This is a genomic window from Actinokineospora iranica, from assembly GCF_900101685.1.
Classification (GTDB): Bacteria; Actinomycetota; Actinomycetes; order Mycobacteriales; family Pseudonocardiaceae; genus Actinokineospora; species Actinokineospora iranica.
This window is the reverse complement of record NZ_FMZZ01000013.1, coordinates 97,669-118,861: the sequence shown is the minus strand read 5'-3', so window position 1 is coordinate 118,861 and position 21,193 is coordinate 97,669. Positions and strand designations below refer to the sequence as shown.

The 21,193-nt window shown below is 66.7% G+C and carries 16 protein-coding genes and 4 pseudogenes; 13 read left to right on the top strand and 7 right to left on the bottom strand.

Annotated elements, in window-relative coordinates:
* The first annotated feature begins 14 nt into the window (after positions 1–14).
* From BLS56_RS23665 to BLS56_RS23635, 7 genes are all read left to right on the top strand, one after another.
* Positions 15–1,349, top strand: a complete 1,335-nt coding sequence (locus BLS56_RS23665) for a salicylate synthase (protein WP_139190941.1) — start codon at positions 15–17, stop codon at positions 1,347–1,349.
* On the top strand, positions 1,346–2,074 hold the full coding sequence (locus tag BLS56_RS23660) for a nitroreductase family protein (RefSeq protein ID WP_175483004.1): 729 nt from the start codon (positions 1,346–1,348) through the stop codon (positions 2,072–2,074). The genes BLS56_RS23665 and BLS56_RS23660 overlap by 4 nt, the downstream gene beginning before the upstream one ends.
* A 49-nt stretch (positions 2,075–2,123) precedes the next feature.
* Entirely contained in the window at positions 2,124–3,749 is a 1,626-nt protein-coding gene (locus tag BLS56_RS23655) for a benzoate-CoA ligase family protein (RefSeq protein WP_091454977.1), read from the top strand.
* Positions 3,746–5,080 carry a hypothetical protein gene (locus tag BLS56_RS23650; protein ID WP_091454975.1) on the top strand — a complete coding sequence of 445 codons (1,335 nt, stop codon included), beginning with the start codon at positions 3,746–3,748 and terminating at the stop codon, positions 5,078–5,080. The genes BLS56_RS23655 and BLS56_RS23650 overlap by 4 nt, the downstream gene beginning before the upstream one ends.
* Complete coding sequence (locus BLS56_RS23645; RefSeq protein ID WP_091454973.1) at positions 5,077–6,000, top strand: SDR family oxidoreductase; 924 nt, start codon at positions 5,077–5,079, stop codon at positions 5,998–6,000. The genes BLS56_RS23650 and BLS56_RS23645 overlap by 4 nt, the downstream gene beginning before the upstream one ends.
* The gene (locus BLS56_RS23640; RefSeq protein WP_091454970.1) at positions 5,997–7,100 is read left to right on the top strand and encodes an NAD(P)-dependent alcohol dehydrogenase; all 1,104 of its coding nucleotides are present in this window, start codon (positions 5,997–5,999) and stop codon (positions 7,098–7,100) included. The genes BLS56_RS23645 and BLS56_RS23640 overlap by 4 nt, the downstream gene beginning before the upstream one ends.
* Before the next feature lie 269 nt (positions 7,101–7,369).
* Positions 7,370–8,176, top strand: coding sequence for a wax ester/triacylglycerol synthase domain-containing protein (locus BLS56_RS23635; protein WP_267463939.1), 807 nt, complete (start codon positions 7,370–7,372; stop codon positions 8,174–8,176).
* A 1,360-nt stretch (positions 8,177–9,536) separates the two neighbouring features.
* Here BLS56_RS23635 and BLS56_RS23630 read toward each other — a convergent pair.
* The gene (locus tag BLS56_RS23630; protein WP_175483003.1) at positions 9,537–10,163 is read right to left on the bottom strand and encodes an undecaprenyl diphosphate synthase family protein; all 627 of its coding nucleotides are present in this window, start codon (positions 10,161–10,163) and stop codon (positions 9,537–9,539) included.
* A 632-nt stretch (positions 10,164–10,795) separates the two neighbouring features.
* Between BLS56_RS23630 and BLS56_RS23625 the strand changes: the two are divergent.
* Positions 10,796–11,126: pseudogene (locus tag BLS56_RS23625) on the top strand (transposase); the annotation flags it as partial.
* Between the two features lie 59 nt (positions 11,127–11,185).
* Here BLS56_RS23625 and BLS56_RS23620 read toward each other — a convergent pair.
* Complete coding sequence (locus tag BLS56_RS23620) at positions 11,186–11,581, bottom strand: transposase (RefSeq protein ID WP_267463941.1); 396 nt, start codon at positions 11,579–11,581, stop codon at positions 11,186–11,188.
* A 512-nt stretch (positions 11,582–12,093) separates the two neighbouring features.
* Entirely contained in the window at positions 12,094–13,452 is a 1,359-nt protein-coding gene (locus tag BLS56_RS30885) for a hypothetical protein (protein ID WP_139190939.1), read from the bottom strand.
* Positions 13,453–13,657: 205 nt separating this feature from the next.
* Here BLS56_RS30885 and BLS56_RS31725 point away from each other — a divergent pair, with 205 nt between their 5' ends.
* Positions 13,658–13,834, top strand: coding sequence for a hypothetical protein (locus tag BLS56_RS31725; protein WP_175483002.1), 177 nt, complete (start codon positions 13,658–13,660; stop codon positions 13,832–13,834).
* A 184-nt stretch (positions 13,835–14,018) separates the two neighbouring features.
* Here the strand turns inward: BLS56_RS31725 and BLS56_RS33115 are convergent.
* The 4 genes and pseudogenes from BLS56_RS33115 to BLS56_RS32920 all read right to left on the bottom strand — a co-directional run.
* A pseudogene (locus tag BLS56_RS33115) lies at positions 14,019–14,298 on the bottom strand (transposase); the annotation flags it as partial.
* Positions 14,299–14,818: 520 nt separating this feature from the next.
* Positions 14,819–15,127 carry a transposase gene (locus BLS56_RS32930; RefSeq protein WP_456049128.1) on the bottom strand — a complete coding sequence of 103 codons (309 nt, stop codon included), beginning with the start codon at positions 15,125–15,127 and terminating at the stop codon, positions 14,819–14,821.
* Between the two features lie 118 nt (positions 15,128–15,245).
* A pseudogene (locus BLS56_RS32925) lies at positions 15,246–15,863 on the bottom strand (IS110 family transposase); the annotation flags it as partial.
* Between the two features lie 98 nt (positions 15,864–15,961).
* Positions 15,962–16,030, bottom strand: a pseudogene (locus BLS56_RS32920) (hypothetical protein); the annotation flags it as partial.
* A gap of 599 nt (positions 16,031–16,629) precedes the next feature.
* Between BLS56_RS32920 and ispG the strand changes: the two are divergent.
* The 4 genes from ispG to BLS56_RS32475 all read left to right on the top strand — a co-directional run bounded on the left by ispG (position 16,630) and on the right by BLS56_RS32475 (position 21,127).
* The gene (gene ispG / locus BLS56_RS23605) at positions 16,630–17,790 is read left to right on the top strand and encodes a flavodoxin-dependent (E)-4-hydroxy-3-methylbut-2-enyl-diphosphate synthase (RefSeq protein WP_091454961.1); all 1,161 of its coding nucleotides are present in this window, start codon (positions 16,630–16,632) and stop codon (positions 17,788–17,790) included.
* A gap of 52 nt (positions 17,791–17,842) precedes the next feature.
* Positions 17,843–18,784 (top strand): 4-hydroxy-3-methylbut-2-enyl diphosphate reductase, encoded by a 942-nt coding sequence (locus BLS56_RS23600; RefSeq protein WP_091454960.1) that lies wholly within the window; start codon positions 17,843–17,845, stop codon positions 18,782–18,784.
* A 71-nt stretch (positions 18,785–18,855) separates the two neighbouring features.
* On the top strand, positions 18,856–19,545 hold the full coding sequence (locus BLS56_RS23595) for an HAD family hydrolase (protein WP_139190938.1): 690 nt from the start codon (positions 18,856–18,858) through the stop codon (positions 19,543–19,545).
* A 1,300-nt stretch (positions 19,546–20,845) separates the two neighbouring features.
* Entirely contained in the window at positions 20,846–21,127 is a 282-nt protein-coding gene (locus BLS56_RS32475) for a hypothetical protein (protein ID WP_228771867.1), read from the top strand.
* Positions 21,128–21,193 lie beyond the last annotated feature (66 nt).

Here is a 21,193-nt window from a genome sequence, read left to right as displayed (position 1 = left end):
GGACGGACAAACGCATGGAATCCGCACCGTCATCTCGAAACTTCGTCTCCGCCTGCCTGGAAGGCCGGTTCACCCCGGGAATTCTGGCGGCCCACCTGACCGAGAGCGGCCTGTTCGACTCCGCTGTGCTTGTCGAACGCGACGGCGAGTGCCGGGTGGGCCTCGGCGCGGTGGTGCGGGTGACCGTTGACCACGACGAGATCCGCTGCTGGACCGGCGACGGCGTCCAGCGCCGACCGAGGCCGAGGGCGGCGCTGGACGCCGTGCGCGAGGCTCTGGCGAACTCCCCGGTGCGGGACTGGACCGCCTACGGCTGGATCGGGTTCGACTACTCCCACGGCCGCGCCGAGCTGGGCGGCCCGCCGCCCACCGGGGTGCTGGTCCATGTCGTCGTCCCGCACACCGAAGTGGTCATCCACGCCGACCGGCTCGTGGTGCGCAGTGCCGAGCACGCCACGCTTGTCGAGGTCGTCGACTTTCTGAGCGGTCCCCACCCGTGCCGGGTCTACACCCCGCGCCCGGTCGAGGTCGACCGCGGTCGCGGCGCGTTCGAGGAGATGGTGCGCCGCTGCGTCGCCGAGATCCGCGCGGGCGCAGCGCACAAGGTGGTGCTCTCCCGCAGCGTCCCGGTCAAGTTCACCCCCGATCTGGTGGGCACCTACATCCAGGGCCGAGCGGCGAACCCGCTGGCGCATTCCTTCCTGGTTCGGCTCGGGGACCGGCACGCGGTCGGGTTCTCCCCGGAGCGGCTGCTTGAGATCACCGCGGGGGGCCGGGTCTGCGCCGAACCCCTCGCCGGGACCCGCGCGCACGGCCTGGGGGACGAGCGCGACCGGCAGCTGCGGGCCACCCTGCTCGCCGACCCCAAGGAGATCTACGAGCACGCGATCACGGTTCGCGCCGCCCGCGACGAGCTCGTCGCCGTCTGCGCGCCGCATTCGGTCGCGGTCCACGATTTCCTCTCGGTCCGGGAACGCGGCACGGTGCAGCACCTGGGCTCGTCGGTGGTCGGCAGGCTCGACCCCGGCCGCACCGCGTGGCAGGCGCTGGACGCGGTCTTCCCCGCGGTGACGGTCACCGGCGTCGACAAGGTCGACGCCTTGTCGCGCATCGCGGAGCTGGAGGACAGCCCGCGCGGCCTCTACGGGGGAGCGGTCCTGGTCGCCGACCACACCGGCACGATGGACGCGATCCTGGTGCTGCGAACGGTCTTTCACGAGCAGGGCCGGGCCTGGGTGCGTGCGGGAGCGGGGATCGTCGCCGACTCGACGCCCGCGCGCGAGTACGAGGAGACCTGCGAGAAGCTGCGCGGCATCGCCGCCCATGTGGTGCCGCTGGAGGCGCCGTGAGCCGCCAAGAGCCCAGCGCCGAACCCGGCGGCGAAGCGCTTCCCGCGCCTGCCGTCAGCGCCGTGTCCCACTGCCTGCGCAGCCTGCGCTCGGTCCGCCGCTTCCTGGCCGCCGACGTCGACCAGCGCAGCATCGAGTTCGTGCTGGAGCACGCGACCCGGGCCGGGTCGGCGAAGAACCGGCAGCCGTGGCGATTCGTGGTGGTGCGCGACGCAGGCGTCCTGGCCGAGCTGACCGTCTGGTACCGCCGCTCGCTGCGGAAGTTGGCGGCCCTCGACGCCGCGCGCCCCGAGCTGTTCCCTGCCGACGACCGGCGGCGGGCCCAAGTGCGCGAAAGCGAGCTTCTGGCCCGGTCCCTCGACGCGGTCCCCGTGGTGGTCGTGGCCTGTTTCCTCCCGATTCCGGCCAACCCGGCCAACTTCTACGGCGGGGCGTCCATCTACCCCGCCGTGCAGAACCTCCTGGTGGCCGCGCGGGCCATCGGGCTCGGCGGCGCCCTGACCACCCTGCAGGCGGTGGACGAGCTTCCCGAAGCGGCTTGTCTGAGCGCGGGCAACGGGGTCGCCGACGAGTTGCGGACACTGCTCGGCATACCGGCCGAGGTCGTCCCCGCCGCCGTGGTCCCACTCGGCTGGCCCGCCCAGCCGCTCACCGTGAACCGGAGGGACCCGGTGCGCGAGGTCGCCTACGCCGACCGATGGGAGCGCCCGTGGACACCCGCCTGACCGCGAAGTCCTTCACCCGCAAGCATTCCCTGACGAGCCGGAGGTCGCCATGAGCCAGTCGATGAACGCCTCGGCATACCTGCTGGACCGCCGAATCGAGGCCGGGCTCGGCGAGCGCACCGCCGTCGTGGAAGCCGGGGGGCGCCTGGACTACCGCACCCTGCACCGCCGGGTGGAATCGGCCGCGAGCCAGTGGCGCGCCGCGGGTCTGCGGCCGGAGGAGCGCGTGGTGCTCTACGCCGCTGACTCCGCTGACCTGCTCGTGGCCCTGCTGTCGGTGCTGCGCTGCGGCGCCATCGCCGTCCCGGCACCCGCCTTCTACACCGCGGGCGAACTGGCCGCCGTGCTGCACGACTGCCGGGCCCGCGTCCTCGTCGTCGGCGACACCCAGGGCGAGCAGACGCGCCAGGCCCTGGCCCAGGACCTCCCGGATTTGCGCGCGGTGGTGTTCACCGGTGAACCAGAGTTCCGCCCACCGGACCGGTTGACGTGGTTTCTTTGGCGCGAGTTCCTGCGGCAGGCCGAATCGCCGAGCGGGCCGGACGACGCCGCCCCGGACCGGACCACAGAGGACTCACCGGCGCTGTGGTTGTACACCTCGGGCACCACGGGCACGCCCAAGGCCGCGATGCACCGGCACGGCAGCATCCGGTTCGTGGCCGAGTCCTATGGGCGGCAGGTGCTCGGGCTCGGCGAGACGGACCGCTGCTTCTCCGTGGCCAAGCTGTCTTTCGCCTACGGCCTGGGGAACTCCTGCTTCCTGCCGTTGGCCGCGGGCGCGGCGGCCGTGCTCGAACCCGCCCGGCCGACTGCGGCCGTGGTGGCCCGCCGCCTGGTCGCCGACCGGCCCACGGTGTTCTTCGGAGTCCCCACCTCCTACGCCGCGCTGCTGCGCGAGCCGGACATCGCGGCCGACGTGTTCGCCTCGGTGCGCCTGGCCGTGTCGGCGGGGGAGACGCTGCCCGCGGAGTTGCACCGCAGGGTGCGCGACCGGTTCGGCGTCGACTTGGTCGACGGGCTGGGCAGCACGGAGACTTTGCACATCTTCCTGTCCAACCGGCCGGGGCGGACCCGGCCGGGCAGCACCGGAGCCGCCGTGCCCGGCTACCGGCTGCGGGTGGTCGCCGAGGACGGCTCCCCGGCTCCGGTCGGGCGGCCCGGGACGCTGCACGTGCGCGCCCCGTCCGCGGCTACCGGCTACTGGGGGCGGGTGGCGGAAGGCTGGCGCGTCTTCCACGGCGCGTGGGTGAACACCGGCGACCTGGTCACCCGCGGCGCTGACGACCACTACACCTATCTCGGCCGGACCACCGAGGTGATCAAAAGCGGCGGCCTGTGGGTCTCGCCCGCCGAGGTCGAGGCCCACCTGCTGCGGCACCCCGGGGTCGGCCAGGCGGCGGTGGTGGCGGCACCGGACGCGGACGGCCTGGACAAACCGGTGGCCTGCGTGGTGGCCGCCGCGGACGCGAGCCTGGACCCCGACGACCTGCGCGAGTTCTGCCACGCGGGGCTGCCCGCGTTCAAGCGCCCGTGCCGGGTCCTGGTGGTCGACGCGCTGCCCACCACCGGCAACGGGAAGCTCCGGCGGGAGGCGGTGCGCGCCATGGTGATCGACCTGCTTGCCGCCGCGGCGGCAAGCAATACCGACGACGCGGCATCTGGGGAGGAACCATGACCTCGGCGAGCACCCGTCCTCCCGGCCCGCTCGACCTGATGTTCCATCAAGCGGCCGTCGCCCCTTCGCATTCGGGCGCCTCGGCGAACGTGGGGGCCGTGCTGCACCTGTCCGGCGCCGCGCCGGACATCGCGGCGTTGCGCGCCCACGTCGCCGACCGGCTGCCCAGGATCCCCGGCCTGGCGCACTTCCTCACCGGGCCGCCCGGCGCGGTCCGGTGGGCCACCGGGCGATCCGACCCGGGCGTGCACGTCGTCGACCACCCGCTCCCGGAAGGCGCCGGGTGCCTTGAAGCCGCCGTGCACCACCTGCGGTTCACCGAGCTGCCCCCGGACGCGCCGCCCTGGCGGCTGTGGCTGCTGCGCGGCCACGCCCCCGGCGGCTACGCGCTGTTCTACCTCACCCAGCACGACGTGCAGGACGCGGGCGCCATCGTGGCGGTCTTGGAGGGCCTGTTCGGCCCGGAGCCGCTGGTGGAGTCCTCTGCCGTGACACCAGCGCTCACCGCGCCGCAGCCGGTGGCCGCGGTCGAGTTCGCCGCCGCCCTCGACCAGGTGTGGCAGAGCACGCGCGGGCACGGCGTCTGGGGATGGCCGAGGCACCCGCTGTCCGGCGAGCGCGCCGTGCGCTGGAAAACAGTGCCCGCCGACCTGCTGCGGGCGATCGGCGCCGCGTTCGGAGCCAGCGTGAACGACGTGCACCTCGCCGCACTGGGCCACGCGGTGGCCCAGTGGGCAGGCGCGCACTGGCCGCCCGCGGACGGCGTGCCACTGCCGATCATGGTGCCGCTGAACCTGCGCGCCGCGGAGGAACGCGACCTGCCGGGAAACCGGTTTTTCCTCGGCCGGGTCACGGTCCCGGGCGGGTTGTCGACCACCCCGCTGCGCCGTCTCGCACGCACGGTGACGGCTACCGCGCCCCTCAAGGCGCCGGGGAACCGGGTGGCCCTGCGGCGCGTCCTGGACGCGCTGCCCCGACCGGCCCTGGACCTGGTGACCACCCTCGGCGCGGCGCCGGACCGGCAGAGCGTCGTCGGCTCGATCTTCGCGCTGCGGCAGCCGCTGCGGCTGGGGCGGGACCCGGTGCGCCAGGTCGACCCGCTGATCTGCTGTCCGGACGGGTTCCCGATGACGGTGGCCCTGTTCCAGTACGCGGACGCCGCCTCGGTCTGCTTCCAGGTCGACCGCGCGCTCCCGCACGCCGACACGATCCCCGACCGCTGGCGCCAAGCCCTCACCGAGATGGCGGCGGACCTCGGCCTGCCAGAAACGGGCGAGCCCGCCACCGCGGCCGAGGCCGCCACCCCGCCGAGCGGGGTGACCCGGCCATGAGCGGGCCACCCGGCGACCCGCTCAGCCCCGTCGCCCCGGCTGGCCGAGCCGATCCGGCTGACCCGGCAGGCGAGGGTGATTCGGCTGACCAGGCTGGTTCGGCCGATCCGCGGCTCGCGGGGCTGACCGGCAGCACGGTGGTCGTCACCGGGGCGGCGGGCGGCTTCGGCAGGGCGGTCAGCCGGGCGCTGGCCCAGGCGGGCGCGCGGGTGGTCCTCACCGGGCGCGACCCCGACGCGCTCGACCGGGCCGCCGCGGGCCTCGGCGTGCCTGCCGACCGGGTCCTGGCCGTTCCCGGCGACCTCACCGACCCCGCCGCGATGGACCGGGTCGCGGCGGCGGCCCTGCGCCGCTTCGGCCGGGTGGACGCGCTGGTGAACAACGCGGCGGTGTTCGGCCCGCTCGGTCCGACGTGGACGCTCGACGAGCGGTCGTGGTGGCACGCGATGGAGGTCAACCTGCGCGGGGTGCTGCGCGGCTGCCGGGCCGTGCTGCCGCACATGACCGCCCACCGCGCCGGTCGGATCGTCAACGTCGTCAGCAGCGCCGGACGCACCCGCTGGCCCCTGGCCAGCGCGTACTCGGTCTCCAAGGCCGCAGTCATCACCCTCACCGAGAACCTGGCCGTCGAACTGCGCAGGCACGCGGTGTCGGTGTTCGCCTACCACCCTGGGCTCCTCGACGTCGGGATGGCCGAGGACCCGCACCGGTTCGCCGAGCGCCACGGCCCGGCGGCGCGGGCGATCGCCGCGTGGCTGCGCGACCAAGCCGACAGCGGCGGGCTCACACCGCTGCGCACCGCCGTGACCACGCTGGCCCTGCTGCTCACCGGCGCGGCGGACCCGCTGTCCGGGCAGTACCTCACCGCCAGGGACGCCCTCGCCGCCCTCGCCTGCTCCAGGAAGGCCGATGCACGATGAAAGTCGAAGCCGCCGTCACCGAGCGCACCGGCGCGCCGTTCACGCTTGGCGAACTCGACCTGGAAGCCCCCCGCCCCGGCGAGATCCTGGTGCGGCTGGCGGGCGTCGGGGTCTGCCACACCGACCTGGTGGCGCGCGACCAGGGGCTGCCGGTGCCGCTGCCCGCCGTCCTCGGCCACGAGGGGGCCGGGGTGGTCGAGGACGTCGGCGCTGGCGTCGAGCACCTGCGGCCGGGCGACCACGTCGTGCTCACCTTCGACCACTGCGGCGCCTGCCGCCGCTGCGCGCAGGGCCGCCCGGCGCTGTGCGCGCGGTTCATGGCCCGCAACTTCTCCGGCGTCCGACCCGACGGGTCGACCCCGCTGCGCCGAGGGACCACCCCGGTGCGCGGCCGGTTCTTCGGCCAGTCCTCATTCGCCACGCACGCCATCGCAACCAGCGCCAACGCCATCCAGGTGCCCACCGACCTGCCGCTGTCCCTGCTGGGGCCGCTGGCCTGCGGAATCCAAACCGGCGCAGGCAGCGTGCTCAACTCCCTGCGCTGCCCGGCGGGCAGCAGCATCGCGGTCTTCGGCACCGGGTCGGTCGCCTGCGCGGCCGTGCTGGCCGCGGCGCTCAGCGGCTGCACGACCATCATCGTGGTGGGCCGCGACCCGGCCAAGCTCCGCTTCGCCGCCGAACTCGGGGCCACCCACACCCTGCCGGTCACCGACCACGTCGTCGCCGACATCCAGGACATCACCGGCGGCGGAGCGGACCACAGCCTGGAGACCACGGCGGCGCCCGCGATCCTCCGCCACGCCGTCGACTGCTTGGACTACGGCGGAATCTGCGGTCACCTGGGCGCGGCCGCAGTCGGCACGGAGGTCAGCCTGGACATGAGCGCCCTGCTGTTCAGCCGCCAGATCCGCGGCATCGTCGAAGGGGACAGCCGTCCGGCGGACTTCATCCCGACCCTCATCGCCCTGCACCGCCAAGGGCGCTTCCCCTTCGACAAACTCATCGCCACCTACCCACTGGGCGAGATCGACACCGCCGTCGCGGAATCCGCCCACCGCGACCGCCCCAAGGCCGTGGTCATCCCCGACCAAGAGCGCTGAATTGCCGAGCGCCCAACCCCGCGTCCCTTTAACCTCAGACTCAGGACGACCGCTGACGTCGATTCCGCGTCGTTGCGGGTCGACTCGCTGACGCGGGTGTTTCTGGCGATGCAGGAGGCGACCGGTTCCTCGGCGAGCCTCTATTTCGGCGTCCTGCTGCGGCTCACGGGCACACCGCCGCCCATCGACACGCTGCGCGCCCTGGTGGGGAGGCGGCTCGCGCACCTGCCCGCGCTCACCCACCGGCTCGCGCGGGGGAGTGAGCCGCAGTGGGAGCCCGCCGAGGTCGACCTGGACGTGCACATCGACGTGCTGCCCTCGGGCTTGGCCCGGCCAGAGCCCGCGACCGCCTGGCTGGGACCGGACCGGAGCGCCACCGGCCGCTGTGGCGGATGTGGCTGCTTCCCGGCGATGGCGAGACCGGGGGTGTGGGCTGCCTCGTCCACCACGCCGCCCAGGACGGGGTCGCCCTGCTGCGCACCCTCGAAGTGGTCTTCGGCGACCGGTCCGCGACGTGGAAGAGCCAGCCGAGAAAACCCCGCCCCTGGCACGCGCTGGGGACCCTGCCCGATCTCGCCGTGACGCTGGCGCCCGCGCCGAGAATCGCCGCGCTGGCACCCGCCCCGGACGCGGAGCGCCGCCTCACCTGGCGAAGCGCGCCGCTGAGCGACCTGCGCAGGATCAGCGCCGCGAGCGGGGCCACCATCGGCCAGGCGCATCTAGCCGCCCGCCCCGGGGCGCTGCGGCACTGGTCCCCGACGGCGGAGTTCACCGGCGCGACGCTGCCGGTGTGCATGCCAGTGGACACCAGAAGGGACAGCGAAGACCAACCGGCGGCGGGCACCTTGATCGGCCTGATGCGCGTCGCGCTGCCCTGCGGGGAACCCGATTCCCTGCGGCGGCTGGCGGCCGTGACGCGCGCGGCGTCCCGCCGCAAAATGGCCGCCCGCCGACCCGCGCTGCGCGCGCTCGTAGAAGACCTCCCGCCGGCGCTCGGCGCGATGTGCCTCGCGCGGCTGGGCAACCGCCGCGGCGTGGCGCTGACCGCGTCCAGTTTCCCGCCGGTTCGCCGGTGAGCTGCTTGTCGTGCGAGCCGGTCCCCACCACCGCGGTCAGACCGAAGTCGGCGCCGGTGACCCAGTCCTTGTGCCAGTGGATCGCGATACCGAGTTCCCGCAGTCGTTTCCCGGCCTTCCCCCGCAGCGCGCTGACGTCGGCGGAGCCGAGGAGACCGTCGGTGGGGTACGCCTTCTCGGCGAGATCGCCGAGCGAGGGCAGGGTCCGGGCGGCGATGCGCAACAAACGACGCACGCGTGCACGCAGATGCCGATCCGGTGCGCACGGCCGGGCCTCGCCGCGCCAGACCGCCGACGCCGCGACCGCGGTGTCGGGGTTGTCTGGGATGGCGTTGAGCAGCACGGTGGCGGGCACGTCCGTGGCCGTGCTGCTGCGCGGTGGCGCGAGGCACAGGACGACCTGCGGTCCGACATCGTGTTCGACTGCTTGGTGGATGTCGTCGACCCAGGACTGGATGGCCCCGGCCTCTGCCGGATCGTCGCAGGCGACCGCCGCCGGAAACGGCACCGTGAACGGAGCGGTTCCGGCGAAGTACTGCGAGGCGGACGTGGCCAGGAGCCGGTCGGCGACCGCGTCGAGGAACCCGCACACCGCCTCGTCGAGGTCGACCGGGACCAAGCCGGAATCGTCTCGATCGCGGAGCACGGGGGCCGCGGTGACCCACGGCAGCACCGTTCCTCGCCCGACAAGGTCCAGCGCGAGCCGGGCGGCGCGGGACCACGCATGCGCCGAGGCGCTCCAACCGGGCTGTGGCGCGTCGGCGAACAGCCCCTGTCACTGGACTTGATCTTCGCAAATCCAGTCCTACCAGGAGCTCCCGCCCACATCTCACCGGCTCTCACCAACACGGCCTGACCTTGGTGAGATCACCTCAGTGTGCAGTCCCTTGGTGAACGCCAGCGGCTCGGCGGGCTACCACTTAAGGAGCTCGCCGACGATGAACCGGGGGCCACAGTCGAAACGGTGTCGCGGGCCCGTCGGTGGAGCCGACTGTGCTCAGCAACGGCCGTGGGTCGACCTGCTTATCCGTTCTCGGTGCGCAGCCGTCTTCCCGCCTCGCAGCGCTCGTGTTGGACCCACGGGTTCGGCAGTGGCACGGCCAGGAACTGCTCGCGCGTATACGGGTGCTTGGACTGGTCGATCATCTGCTGAGCCGGTCCAGCCCCGCGTCGCCGCCCCGCGATGGCTCGGCAGCCAAGTCGTGGGAGATGAATAGGTAGGCCACCCCGTCGCGCTCCTGGATCACCAACCATCGCTGCGGCGCATGCAATCATGAGCGCCGTCCGAACCACCACGACCCATGGTCCGCTGAACCGGAATCTGGCCCACCAGCGACGTTGCTACATCAGAAACAGGCACTCACATCCCGAACAGTTTTCTTCTGTTAGTGGCATTGCTAATAGAGTCATCCAGGTCTTCCAGTGTCAAATCTTGAAAGAAATCATCCAAAAAAACCAGTTCCATATACGGCGAGAAAAGGGGATGCATTGCTGAAACCCTTCGGTTTCCTCCCGTTTTTATCCAAACGTCCACCTCGTCGGGTATGTCGGACAGGGCGGCGACGTCCTTTATTGTGAGAGGCCCCTCCTGGTCTCGCGCTTGATGTGCTATCCGCGACACCTCGTCGTCCATTGACCATGCAACGAGGAGTCTGAGTGGGAAACCTTCCCGATTATTGCGAACCAGTTCACGCCAGTGGTCGGCGTACACGCCCATTGCGTCAAAGTTGCCTGCCACGGTAATCGACAGCGGAATCTTTGAGTATTGAGCAACTCTTGAGTAACCAAGATTGAAATCTTTCACCTGTTCTTCGCTTCTGCCATAATTGTTGACAGAAGCAACACAAACGAGGAGTTCGTCAATGCCACCTCTTGCGTTGAGATGTGCGCAGAAGTCAGCGGTTTTGCGAGCGACGGCATCATAAGCGTCCAAGAGCGACACTCCATGTTTCTTGGCCCACCTTCGACTGCCGTCCGGAACGATCATCGCTCGCATTAATTCCTCCAGGTGAAGCCGAAATCGCGGCGAAAAAGCGATTGCGCTTTGACGAATCCTTGCTTTGCTTATCTGCAACTCGACGTCGACTGGTCGACACTTTCAACAGAAACATTCATTTCTTCCGTAGTCAACCGCTGAAGGTTCAATGCATGTTGAACATGATGAACAACCACCTGGAGTTCCACCCGGTTTGGCATTGGCCTCAGCTGGGACTGCACACGGAGGTGATCTCACCAAGGTCAGGCCGTGTTGGTGAGAGCCGGTGAGATGTGGGCGGGGAGTTTCTGGTAAGACTGGATTTGCGAAGATCAAGCCCAGTGACAGGGGCTCCCCATGATTGCCTACCGTGCCCTGCTCGACGTGTCGCGTGAACTCGCCCAGTACCTCAGCCGTCTGCTGCACGCAGAACGCCGCCGTTGTGGTACCCGCAAGGACAGCAGGGCGTTGACCTGTTTCCGTCAGGCGGTGCTGGGTCTTCGTTGGTTCCGTCAGGATGTCGAGGTCGCCGCGTTGGCACGTGACCACGAGGTTTCCCGTGCCACAAGGTACGGTTACCTCGACGAGTCATCGAGGTGCTCGCAGACCAGGCCCCCGATCTGCATGAAGCTCTGGAGAGGGCCAAGGTCTGGGGCGCCCGCTATCCGGCGATCGTGCGGCTCTGGCACAACGCCTGGGCCGAGTTCGTGCCGTTCCTGGCCTTCGACGTGGAGATCCGGCGGGTGATCTGCTCGACCAACGCCATCGAGAGCGTCAACGCCCGCATCCGCCGTGCGGTCAAGGCCCGCGGCCACTTCCGCAGGTGAGCAGGCCGCGCTCAAATGTGTCTACCTCGCGGTCATGAGCCTGAACCCGACCGGCACCGGCCGCACACGCTGGATGATGCGCTGGAAGCCGGCGTTGAACGCCTTCGAGATCGCCTTCGACGGCCGCCTGGCCGCCGGACGTAAGTAACCCTCTTGTACCCCGAGTTACACCGCTCGTTTGGCTCTGGCGCACTTTGGGTGGTGGTGTTATCCGAGGAGGATGCGGTGGCGCAGGAGAGCATGGCCTGCTCGTCCGTACATTTGCCGCTTGAGTAGCTTGGTTTTGTTGTTGACGCCTTCGGTGCGCCCGTTGAGGTGGTTGAGGGTGATGGCGGCGGTGACGGCGTCGATGTCCTGGTTGATGCCTCGGGCGAAGGAGTGCACGTGAGGCAGATCGGCCTCGCGTGCGGCGGTGATCCATTCCACCAATCGGGCTGGGTTTTCCTCGTGGGGAGCGAGTAAGGCTGCGAAGGAGCGCGCAACGCCTGTCAGCGTTGTCATCTGGGGGCAGGCCGCGGCCAAGCCTTCGAGTCGTTCGTGTTGACGTTCGGTGAGATTCTCCGGTCGGGTCAGCAGCAGCCTGGCGGCTCGGCGTGGCGACAGGTACGGGTGGTCGTCGAGATGGCGTCTTGACAGGCCCCTCGAAAAGTCGCAGAGATTACCTCATTGTGAAGTAGTTTTTATCGATCCCGTATTTCGGATATTTCGATTCGTGATATCGAAGACGTATGGACCGAGTGCCGCAGTCGCGATTCGTCACCTCGAGATAGATAGGCCAATGGCACAGAAATTACGAGGATCGCCGGTTTTGGTGGACCAGTTTCACAGATTGTCTCATAACCCGGTTGTCGCGCCTGGTTGTTAACCACGGTCGTTAGCGGGTGACTCAGCATCTTACCCGGAGCTGATGATCCTGTTTACCGAGTTGCAATGGGCCAGGTTCCGCAAATGGTCCGGGTGGTGGCTGTGCGTGAGGGTGAGGAGATCACTTACGACCGCCCGGACGGCAGTGGGAATTTGGCTTGACCGTCCAGCCGCCGCTCGTGGCCGCCTACTGGCGGTGGAGAGGTTGGATCCGTGAAAAAACCCTTCTCTCGCTTTCGTCGATCGTCGCTCTATCTACCTTTCAACAAGTCACCGAAATCTGCTGCAAGCATTCCGTGAGCCTGGTCGAGAGTGCTGCGCACTGTGCGGCGATTGCAGAATGGAACAATTAAGCGATACAAGTTTTCCATGCGGATGCGCACCCTGCCGGAGTCCATTTTCGAGTACTCTGTCATGGCTTCACACCATGTAGCACAGGCATGTTCCGGTCGCCCCTCCCGAACCAGTGTTTCGGCAAGTTGCAGTTGGGTCATCAGTCGTGACCTTCGTTTGATCGAACTTCGATATTTCAGTGAAATCCGTAACCACTTCTCAGCATTTTTCCAATCTCTGGACAGCATTGACACCTGGGCTGTTCGATACGCCAAGTCGGCACGGTCATCGACTCTGTTTTGATCGCAGTCATGTGTAAGCGCGTGATTGGCCTTGTCAAGGAGTCGTGTAGCTGTTCTCGTTCGACCCAGCGCAGCATGCGCAACCGCGCTTTGCCCGAGCAAAGCGGGCTGCACCGACGCGAGCAACCGCGTCTCCGCCTTCCGTAGAGCAGTGGAAACCAAGTGAACCGACAGTTCGTGATGTCCCAGAAACGTCGCTTGGACGCTCATGTCATGCAACACATGCACGTAGCACGTCCAGTCATTTCCTAAGGAAGACAAATGCAAAGCGGCCCTGAAGTAGCGCTGTGCGATATGATGCTTCAAACTGTCGAAGGTCATGAAACCGATCAGGTACACTAGTGATGAAACCGCTGCAAACAGTTCCTGTTGAACAGATTCGGTGGTCTTGGCTCGCAACCAGGCCGGTATGTCATAGCCCAAATGGGTTGTCAAAGCTATTCTGCCGCGTTCACCGCCGAACATCTGATCGAGTTCAGCACCTACGGCGACCATGCTTCGGATACTCCTGACAACTTCCAATCCAGCTCGTTTTGTGGTAGAACCTTGTTGGAGAGTCCCTGCGGAAGTCTCCAGCCATTCAGGAACAGTTGCCCACTGTGTTAGATAAGGGGTGTCCAGCAGAACGGATCGATTGACCGGGTTGAGATCCATCATGGCCAACTGCTGCAATGAAGACAGAGTGAACTCGGAGTCCGGAGGAGGCGGTGCGACGGGAGTCGTGAGGCCGAGCTGTTCCACATGGACCATACGGTTCAAGCGTCGAGTGAGCAACTCGGCGATCAGAACTGGGGTGGGCTGGCGAGGATGGGTGCCGGAAAGCCAATGAGACACACTGGTACGATCATAATGAATCGAAATACCCGCTTCTTTGCCGATATCATTCAGCGCGCGAGCGAAAGCATGATTGGTGAACCTCGCCTCTCTGATCAATGAGCGAAGACGCTCGTTCGGCTGACGCTCGGGGGAGTGCATCGTCATCCTCGATTAATCCGAATTAAAATCGCGTATCGAAGTCGAGCAGTGGAAGAACCTGGACGACATTCTTCAAATTGTTACCGATGGTAAGTCATTCTTCGCTGGTTGTCATGACGCCATACGAGTGAAGAGAACTCCACCTGTGGTCCCTGGATGCACGAGCGATGCACGCGACCGGTGCGACACGAGTCACCACATTGAGGTGTTCTCACTGACTTCAGATGAGTCGGCCGTGTTCGAAGTGGGTGAGGACAAGTGCGGCTCTGACGATGTGGCCGATCTTGCTGGGACTGGCGGTGGTGTGGTGGAAGGCGCGCTAGCGGCCGGTGAGGAGGGCGAAGCCGCGTTCGCCCAGGCAGCGCATGCAGCAGACGGCTGAGGTAGTGGGCGAGTTCACGCGACACGTCGAGCAGGGCACGATAGGCAATCATGGGGAGTCCCTGTCACTGGACTTGATCTTCGCAAATCCAGTCCTGCCGGGGAGAACTCCCTGCCCACATCTCACCGGCTCTCACCAACACGGCCTGACCTTGATGAGATCACCTCGCTGTGGTTGTCAAGCCGCAGCGGCAGCGGGCCAGGCAGATGAGAGCGGCGTTGCGCTTCTTGCCCTCGGCGCGTTTGCGGTCGTAGTAAGTCCTGCCTGGCCGGGTGGTGCGATTCGGCGAACGCGGCGAGGAGGAACGCACGTTTTCAGCTTGCGGTTGCCTGTTCGGGTCGGGTGCTGTCTTTGATGCTGCTGCCGGAACTGTGGGTGACCGGAGCAATGCAGGCGCAGGCGGTCAAGTGCCCGGAGGACAAGTTCGAGGCGTCGCCGATCTCCAGCAGGACGCGGTCTGCGGTGGCGTGGCGCTTGGGAAGAGTACGCACCCGTTGCACCCGCGCCTTGGCAACGAAGAGGGTGACTTCGTGCCTGATCAGCGCGTCGACCAGGTCATGGGCGCAGGCCGCGGTCAGGTCTCCAACGGTTCCGGGCGGGGCGCCGACGCCCACACCCATTCGTCCGGCCGAGTCGACGAGGATCTGGATATTGGGGCCGTGGTGGCGGTGTTTGCGCGAGCGGTGGGGCTTCTAATCGGCGCCTCGGTCGATCAGGACCAGGGTGCCGTCGAGGATCGCGTAGGCCGGTCGGGCCGCCCGCCGCTCCGCGGACTAGCACCAGGCGGCGCTACGGGGGTTGTCCGAACTCGTCGGCCTGTCGTGCAAAGGTATCGCTGTTGCACAGATGGGCGAGCACCAGCGGGCGCCTGGCGACCGGGATCGAGCCGCCGCCATCGGGATCAATGTCGCACGCGCTTCGCGCGGTTCAGGTCGCCAGGCGGACGAGGGTGCGGTCGGAGAGCAGGGTCGCGCAGGGGGGTCCCTAGTGTTTGTCAACCTGCTGCAGGGGCGGGTGTGGTCTCGGGGTGCCGGTAGTGGTCTTGTTGCGGAGCATGGCGAACAGGACGTCGCAGCGGCGCCGGGCCAGGCAGATCAGGGCGGCGTTGTGCTTTTTGCCCTCAGCTCTCTTCCGGTCGTGGTAGGCCCTGCTGTTCGGATCGGACAAGGTGGCGAACGCGGCCAGGAAGAGCGCTTGTTTGAGCTTGCGGTTGCCTGTGCGGGCCGGGCGTTCCCTTTTGATCGAGGAACCGGAGCTGGGGGTGACCGGAGCGATGCCGGAGTAGGCGGCCAGGTGAGCGGAGGAGGTGAAGGCTGTGGCGTCGGACTTCGAGGAGGAAGCGGGCGGCGGTCCTGACCCCGATGCCGGGCATCGATGTCAGGACCCCGGCAAGAGGGTGCGCATCAAGGATCTACTCGACCTCGGTGGCAACTTGCTTGCGTTGCGCGAGAACGGTTTCCGAGCTGTCGGCGAGCCGGGGCAGCACGGTGTCCGCCGCGGTGGTGCCGGGGACGGTGACGGTCTGCTCGTCCAACGCTGCCAGGATCGCGTCGATGAGCTTCTCGCCCATGCGGGGCGCGTATTCGGTGGCGATCGAGACCAGTTTGCGGCGGCCCGCCTTGCGGATACCGGTTGGACCGCCGCAGCGGGACAGGATTTTCAACACCGCCGGATGCGTGACTCGCGACCCGATCGCGCGTTCCAGGGCGGGATGGATGCCGGTGAGCAGACCACGGATGCGGTTGCCGATTCGGGTGGCCTCACCGGCGAGGTCGTCGTCGAACCCGACCAGCACATCCAGCTCGGCCAGGGCGTCGTCGCCGACGTCGATCGGGCGCAGGGTGTGGGGCAGCGAGCGGGCGGCGTCGGCGATGATGAAGGCGTCGCGGGCGTCGGTTCTGGCGCGGCCGGGGTAGAGGTCGGCGATGCGACGCATGGCCAGGCCGGCAGGTAGGCCACCTGATGACCGGCCGCCCCGGGCCACCGTGACCGGCAGCGCGCCGATCGCGGCTGTTGTTTGACTACCACCAGCAGCTGTCCGCGCGCGGCGAGCTTGTCGAACAGCGTCCGCGGCTTCGGTTCGCTGTTGGGCAGCGGCCCGTCGTGTAGCCGCTTCCCGGCGGGGTCCAGGCCGACGGCGTGGTGCTCGCCCTTGCCGACATCCAGGCCGAGAAACACCTGGTAACCGCTGGTCATCTGTCATGCCGTTCGTTCGTCGCGGGGTGGTCGCCGGTCGCGGTGTCAGGCAAGGGCTCGGGACGAGTCTCGATCGCCGGGCTGGTGAGAGTCGGGGCTGAGATGTCCCTGTGTTACTCGAATGGGTTAGCCGACCTCTCTACTTTCTTGTAACGGGGGGTTGTGGACAGCCAGGTGGCGTGGAGGGAGATGCTATTGCGGACGGCGAGGGTGAGCTGCCAGGCCGCTACTGTAGCGGACACCGCTGCGGCGGACATGCTGCCGTCCTGGCTCGCGGACGGCGTAAAACCGTTCGACTGCTGTCATCTGGACATCGCGGGACAACAGCGACACCTCGCTGTTCCAGTACCGATGCGCACTCATCGTCCTGCCCCAGATGTGTTCAACAATTTCAACAATCCATGCACTGAACCAGAGGGAATTTGCACGCCTGGTGCTTTTAATTTTGATGGAGATGTGTTCCGATCGGATTGGTGGGATCACTCCGCGAGCAGCGGAGCAGCACAGTTCCTTCGATCATGAGATCGACCCGGGTGAGAGACGACCGATCAACCATCCGACCGCCACAGTAGCTGTTCGCAGAGAGGTCAGAAGAGTAGATGCCCGACGTGATGCTCGGCATGCCGACGCTGCCGCCGCCGGTGCTCGGTGAGCGCCGTAAGACGAGGCAGTTGCGGGTGGGGTCGGTGGGCGTGGGCAGTGAGCACCCGATCTCGGTGCAGTCGATGACGACGACGGTGACCGCGGATGTGAATGCGACGTTGCAGCAGATCGCGGAGTTGACCGCGGCGGGTTGCGACATCGTGCGGGTGGCGTGCCCGTCGCAGGACGACGCGGAGGCGTTGGCGGCGATCGCGGCGAAGTCGCAGATCCCGGTGATCGCCGACATCCACTTCCAGCCCAAGTACGTTTTCGCCGCGATCGAGGCGGGGTGCGCGGCGGTGCGGGTGAACCCGGGCAACATCCGCAAGTTCGACGATCAGGTCAAGCAGATCGCCCACGCGGCCCGCGACCGGGGGACCCCGATCCGGATCGGGGTCAACGCCGGTTCCCTGGACCCCAGGTTGTTGGCGAAGTACGGCAAGGCGACCCCGGAGGCGTTGGCGGAGTCGGCCATGTGGGAGGCGTCGCTGTTCGCCGAGCACGACTTCCACGACATCAAGATCAGCGTGAAGCACAACGACCCGGTGGTCATGGTCCGGGCGTATGAGTTGTTGGCCGAGCAGTGCGACTACCCGCTGCACCTGGGTGTGACCGAGGCGGGTCCGGCGTTCCAGGGCACCATCAAGTCCGCGGTGGCGTTCGGCGCCCTGCTGCGCCAAGGCATCGGCGACACGATCCGGGTGTCGCTCTCGGCCCCGCCGGTCGAGGAAATCAAGGTCGGCGCGCAGATCCTCCAATCGCTCAACCTGCGCCCCCGCAAGCTGGAGATCGTCTCCTGCCCGTCCTGCGGGCGGGCCCAGGTCGACGTCTACACCCTCGCCGAACAGGTCACCGCCGGGCTGGAGGGCATGGAGGTCCCGCTGCGGGTCGCGGTCATGGGCTGCGTCGTCAACGGCCCCGGCGAAGCCCGCGAAGCCGACCTCGGGGTGGCGTCGGGCAACGGCAAAGGCCAGATCTTCGTCAAGGGCAAAGTCATCAAGACCGTCCCCGAACACCAGATCGTCGAAACCCTCATCGAAGAAGCCCTCCGCATCGCCGAGGACATGGAGGTCCCCGAGGACGGCGCGGCCGCTGCCCCGATCGTCACGGTGACCTGAACGCGTGATTCTCAGAAGCCAAATTCATCGAATAACGTAAGAGAGGTGCTCAATGAAACCAAAACGTGTTCTCTTGGCCGCACCGCGAAGTTTTTGCGCCGGGGTCGTGCGCGCCATCGACACGGTCGAGCAGATTCTGGCGACCGCATCGAACCCCATCTACGTCAGGCATGAGATCATTCACAACCGCCAGGTTGTCTCAGAACTTGAACGCAAGGGTGCGGTTTTCGTCGATGAGGTCGACCAGGTGCCCGAGGGTGCCACCGTGGTGTTCTCCGCACATGGAGTTGCCCAGGAAGTATACACCGAAGCGGCCCAACGCGGACTGCCTGTCGTCGATGCCACCTGCCCACTCGTCACCAAGGTCCACCGCGAAGCCGTACGGTACGCCGAATCCGGCTACACCATCTTGCTGGTCGGACATGATGGGCACGAGGAAATACGGGGAACGCTAGGCTGGGCATCAGGAAGCGCAATTCTGGTGTCGTCGGTCGATGAGGCGGCGGTGACCGAGGTGCCCGACACGGAAAAATTGGTGTGGTTGTCTCAGACGACATTGGCTGTCAGCGAGGTCATGGACATCGTCACAGTTCTGAGGTCACGGTTCCCCATGCTAGAGGACCCGCCAAGCGATGACATCTGTTTTGCCACTCAAAACAGACAGAATGCAGTCAAGGAAATCGCGAACCAGTGCGATCTGCTTTTGGTCGTCGGCTCCGCCAATTCATCCAATACCGTGCGTCTTGTCGAAGTCGGGTTGAGTTTCGGGATTTCCAGAGCCTACCGCGTCGATCACGCCGAAGAAATTCGGACCGAATGGATCGACAACGTCCGCACCATTGGCCTTACCGCAGGCGCTTCTGCTCCTGAAAGCGCAGTTGCGGAAGTTTTGCGGCATTTGAAAAACAATGGGTTCAGTGCTGTCGAGGAGATCACCGTTGCGGCCGAACCGAAAAAATTCGCCTTGCCGCACTCGCTCCGGAAGCAACACTGAGCGCGGCGGCGGTCAAATGTAGTGGCGCCACCGAAGCGCCCCCGAAAGAAATCAGCCGGAAAGGCGCTCACGTGACAGGAAAGCGCAGAGCGGTGGCATTATTTGACATGGACGGCACGATAGTGCCTGGAACGCTGGCGTTCGATCTTCTTGATGAATTGGTGATATGCGGCGCCTGCGATCCTCGACAAGTTGACTCAGTGCACCGGACCGTGCGTGAGGTTGCTCTACTGGAAAACGGCAATGTCAAAGCATATGCGGAATATCGCAAGACTGTTGGTCAGGTCGGTGCGCACCAGATGGTAGAAGCCGCCTCCCGGTGCTGGGTCACCTCACAGAAAGAAGTACTCCACTATGTGCCCACCCTTATGGGAATCTTGAAAAGGTTTGGCTTTCTGCTTGTACTCATCTCTGGCAGCCCTCAGGAGATCATCAAGATCGCTGCCGCACATCTAGGTTTCGACAAGTGGTGCGGAGCGTCCTTCGGCAGTTCGGGTGCGGATGACATCCTGCCCGCCGTAGGCAATGGAAAAAAGCGGGCACTGGAGAATTTGGGGTTACTGCACACTATAGATTGGAAAAATTCTTTCGCGATAGGAAACTCCCACAATGATGCCGAACTGTTGGATCTCGTCGGCATGCCGCTCGCTTTCGAGCCAGATGGGAAACTCCGGGAAGTGGCCCGCGTGCGAAACTGGATCGTGGCCGACCGGCACGATGTGATCGCAAAGTCCATGCTGTTGTTGAGACGTGTGAGGTGAAGGTCAGGCGAGTTCACCGTCCGGGGCCCAGGGACTACCGCCACACTGCCCCTCGCCCCGTGAGATCCGCAGCACCTCGACGGGTCGAGGTGATCCTCTTCGACGGCCTGCCGGACCGCGCGCCAATCGTCGCGGGCCCACCACCGAGCAGATCGCCGCGACGCTGCGGGGCGTGGCGCTTCCGCCCCGGTGGCCGCGGGGCCAGTGCAGACGGCCGCAGCGTTCTCGCCTACCTATGGCCGCTTCGACACCCGGGCCTTCCCGTTCCGAAAACCAGCCTGATCCCGGACGGACCGATGTCGAGCGGTGGCGCGAGCGGCAACAACGGTCCCGGGAAGCCGCTCCCGTGTGCGGCCGATGATGAAGTGCCGCATCGCCGGATACGGGCTGTGCGTCCCGGGCGTCGACATCGACCCAAGGCCGCACCCACCGACGGCACAGATTGACCGTTGGCAATCCGGCAATAGGGTGATACCTGCTGGGTTCAGTGGAGTGGCGAGCCTGGTGGTTGCCGGTTCGCTCGCCACCAAAGCACGAGCAACTCCATGCGCGGGTTTCGGGTCCCGTGACCCTATGAGCGTGCGCCGCTTGGTGGTCTGCGGCCAAGATGTTCACCATGTTCAACATTAAGGTACTCGGCTGTGCGTTTAAAACGCGAAATCCGGGATAATAGAAGTTACTTTCCGTGTTTCTTGGTCTGGTGGCGGCGACGCCTTCCCGTCGGGAAGTAATCGTCACCGCCGCATGTCCGGGGCATGGCGCTTACTCGCGGTCTGGAAGCTCAAAAGTAAGTTCAACAGGTTCAACAGGTTCAACCAGAGAAAATTATGCCGCTCTGGAAATCTCTCAGCGAAGGGTGTTCACTGATATCAGCCGCTTCTCCCAGGGCCTGGCGTCCGTCAAGAGTGAAACCTTGGCTGATCAACCGCCGGTCCGGCCGGGAGAACTGACCTCAGCTCGGTGAAGAATGGAGAGCGATGTTCGTCCGGCCAATGCCTATGTCGGTTGTTTCCCACAGGCTCGACGCCACCGGGGTTGTGCGGGCGATCGCGGTAGAGGAGCGGGTGGGGTCGCCGGTGTACGTGCGCAAGCAGGTCGTGCACAACGCGCCCGTGGTGCGGGATCTGGAAGCACGAGGGCCGTCTTCGTCGACGGGCACGACGAGGAACCCGAGGGTGCCACGGTCGTGTTCTCCGCGCACGGGGTGTCTCCGGCAGTGCGCGCGGAAGTCGCGGCCCGGGGGTTGGAGGCGAAGGTGCACCAAGAGACCCGTCGGTTTGCCGCCAGCGGGGATACGGTGGTGCTCATCGGCCACGCGGGCCCTGCTCTGCGCGGCTTGGGCTCGGACGACACCTGCTACGCCACGACCAACCGGCAGGATGCTCTGCTCGCGGTGGCAGCGGAAGCCGACCTGGTGCTGGTCCTGGGATCGGTTAACTCGTCGAACTCGCCGCGCATGGTCGAACCGGCCCGCCGCCACGGGGTCCGCGCATACCTCGTCGACAATGTCACCGGCAGCCGGGCTGAATGGCTCGCGGGGGACGCGGACGGTGGGGGTGATCCCGCCGAGCCTGGTGGATGAGGTGGTGGCCGCCCTGGACGGGCTGGGTGCGATCACCGTCGAGTCCCGGCGTGTGGCCACCGAGAC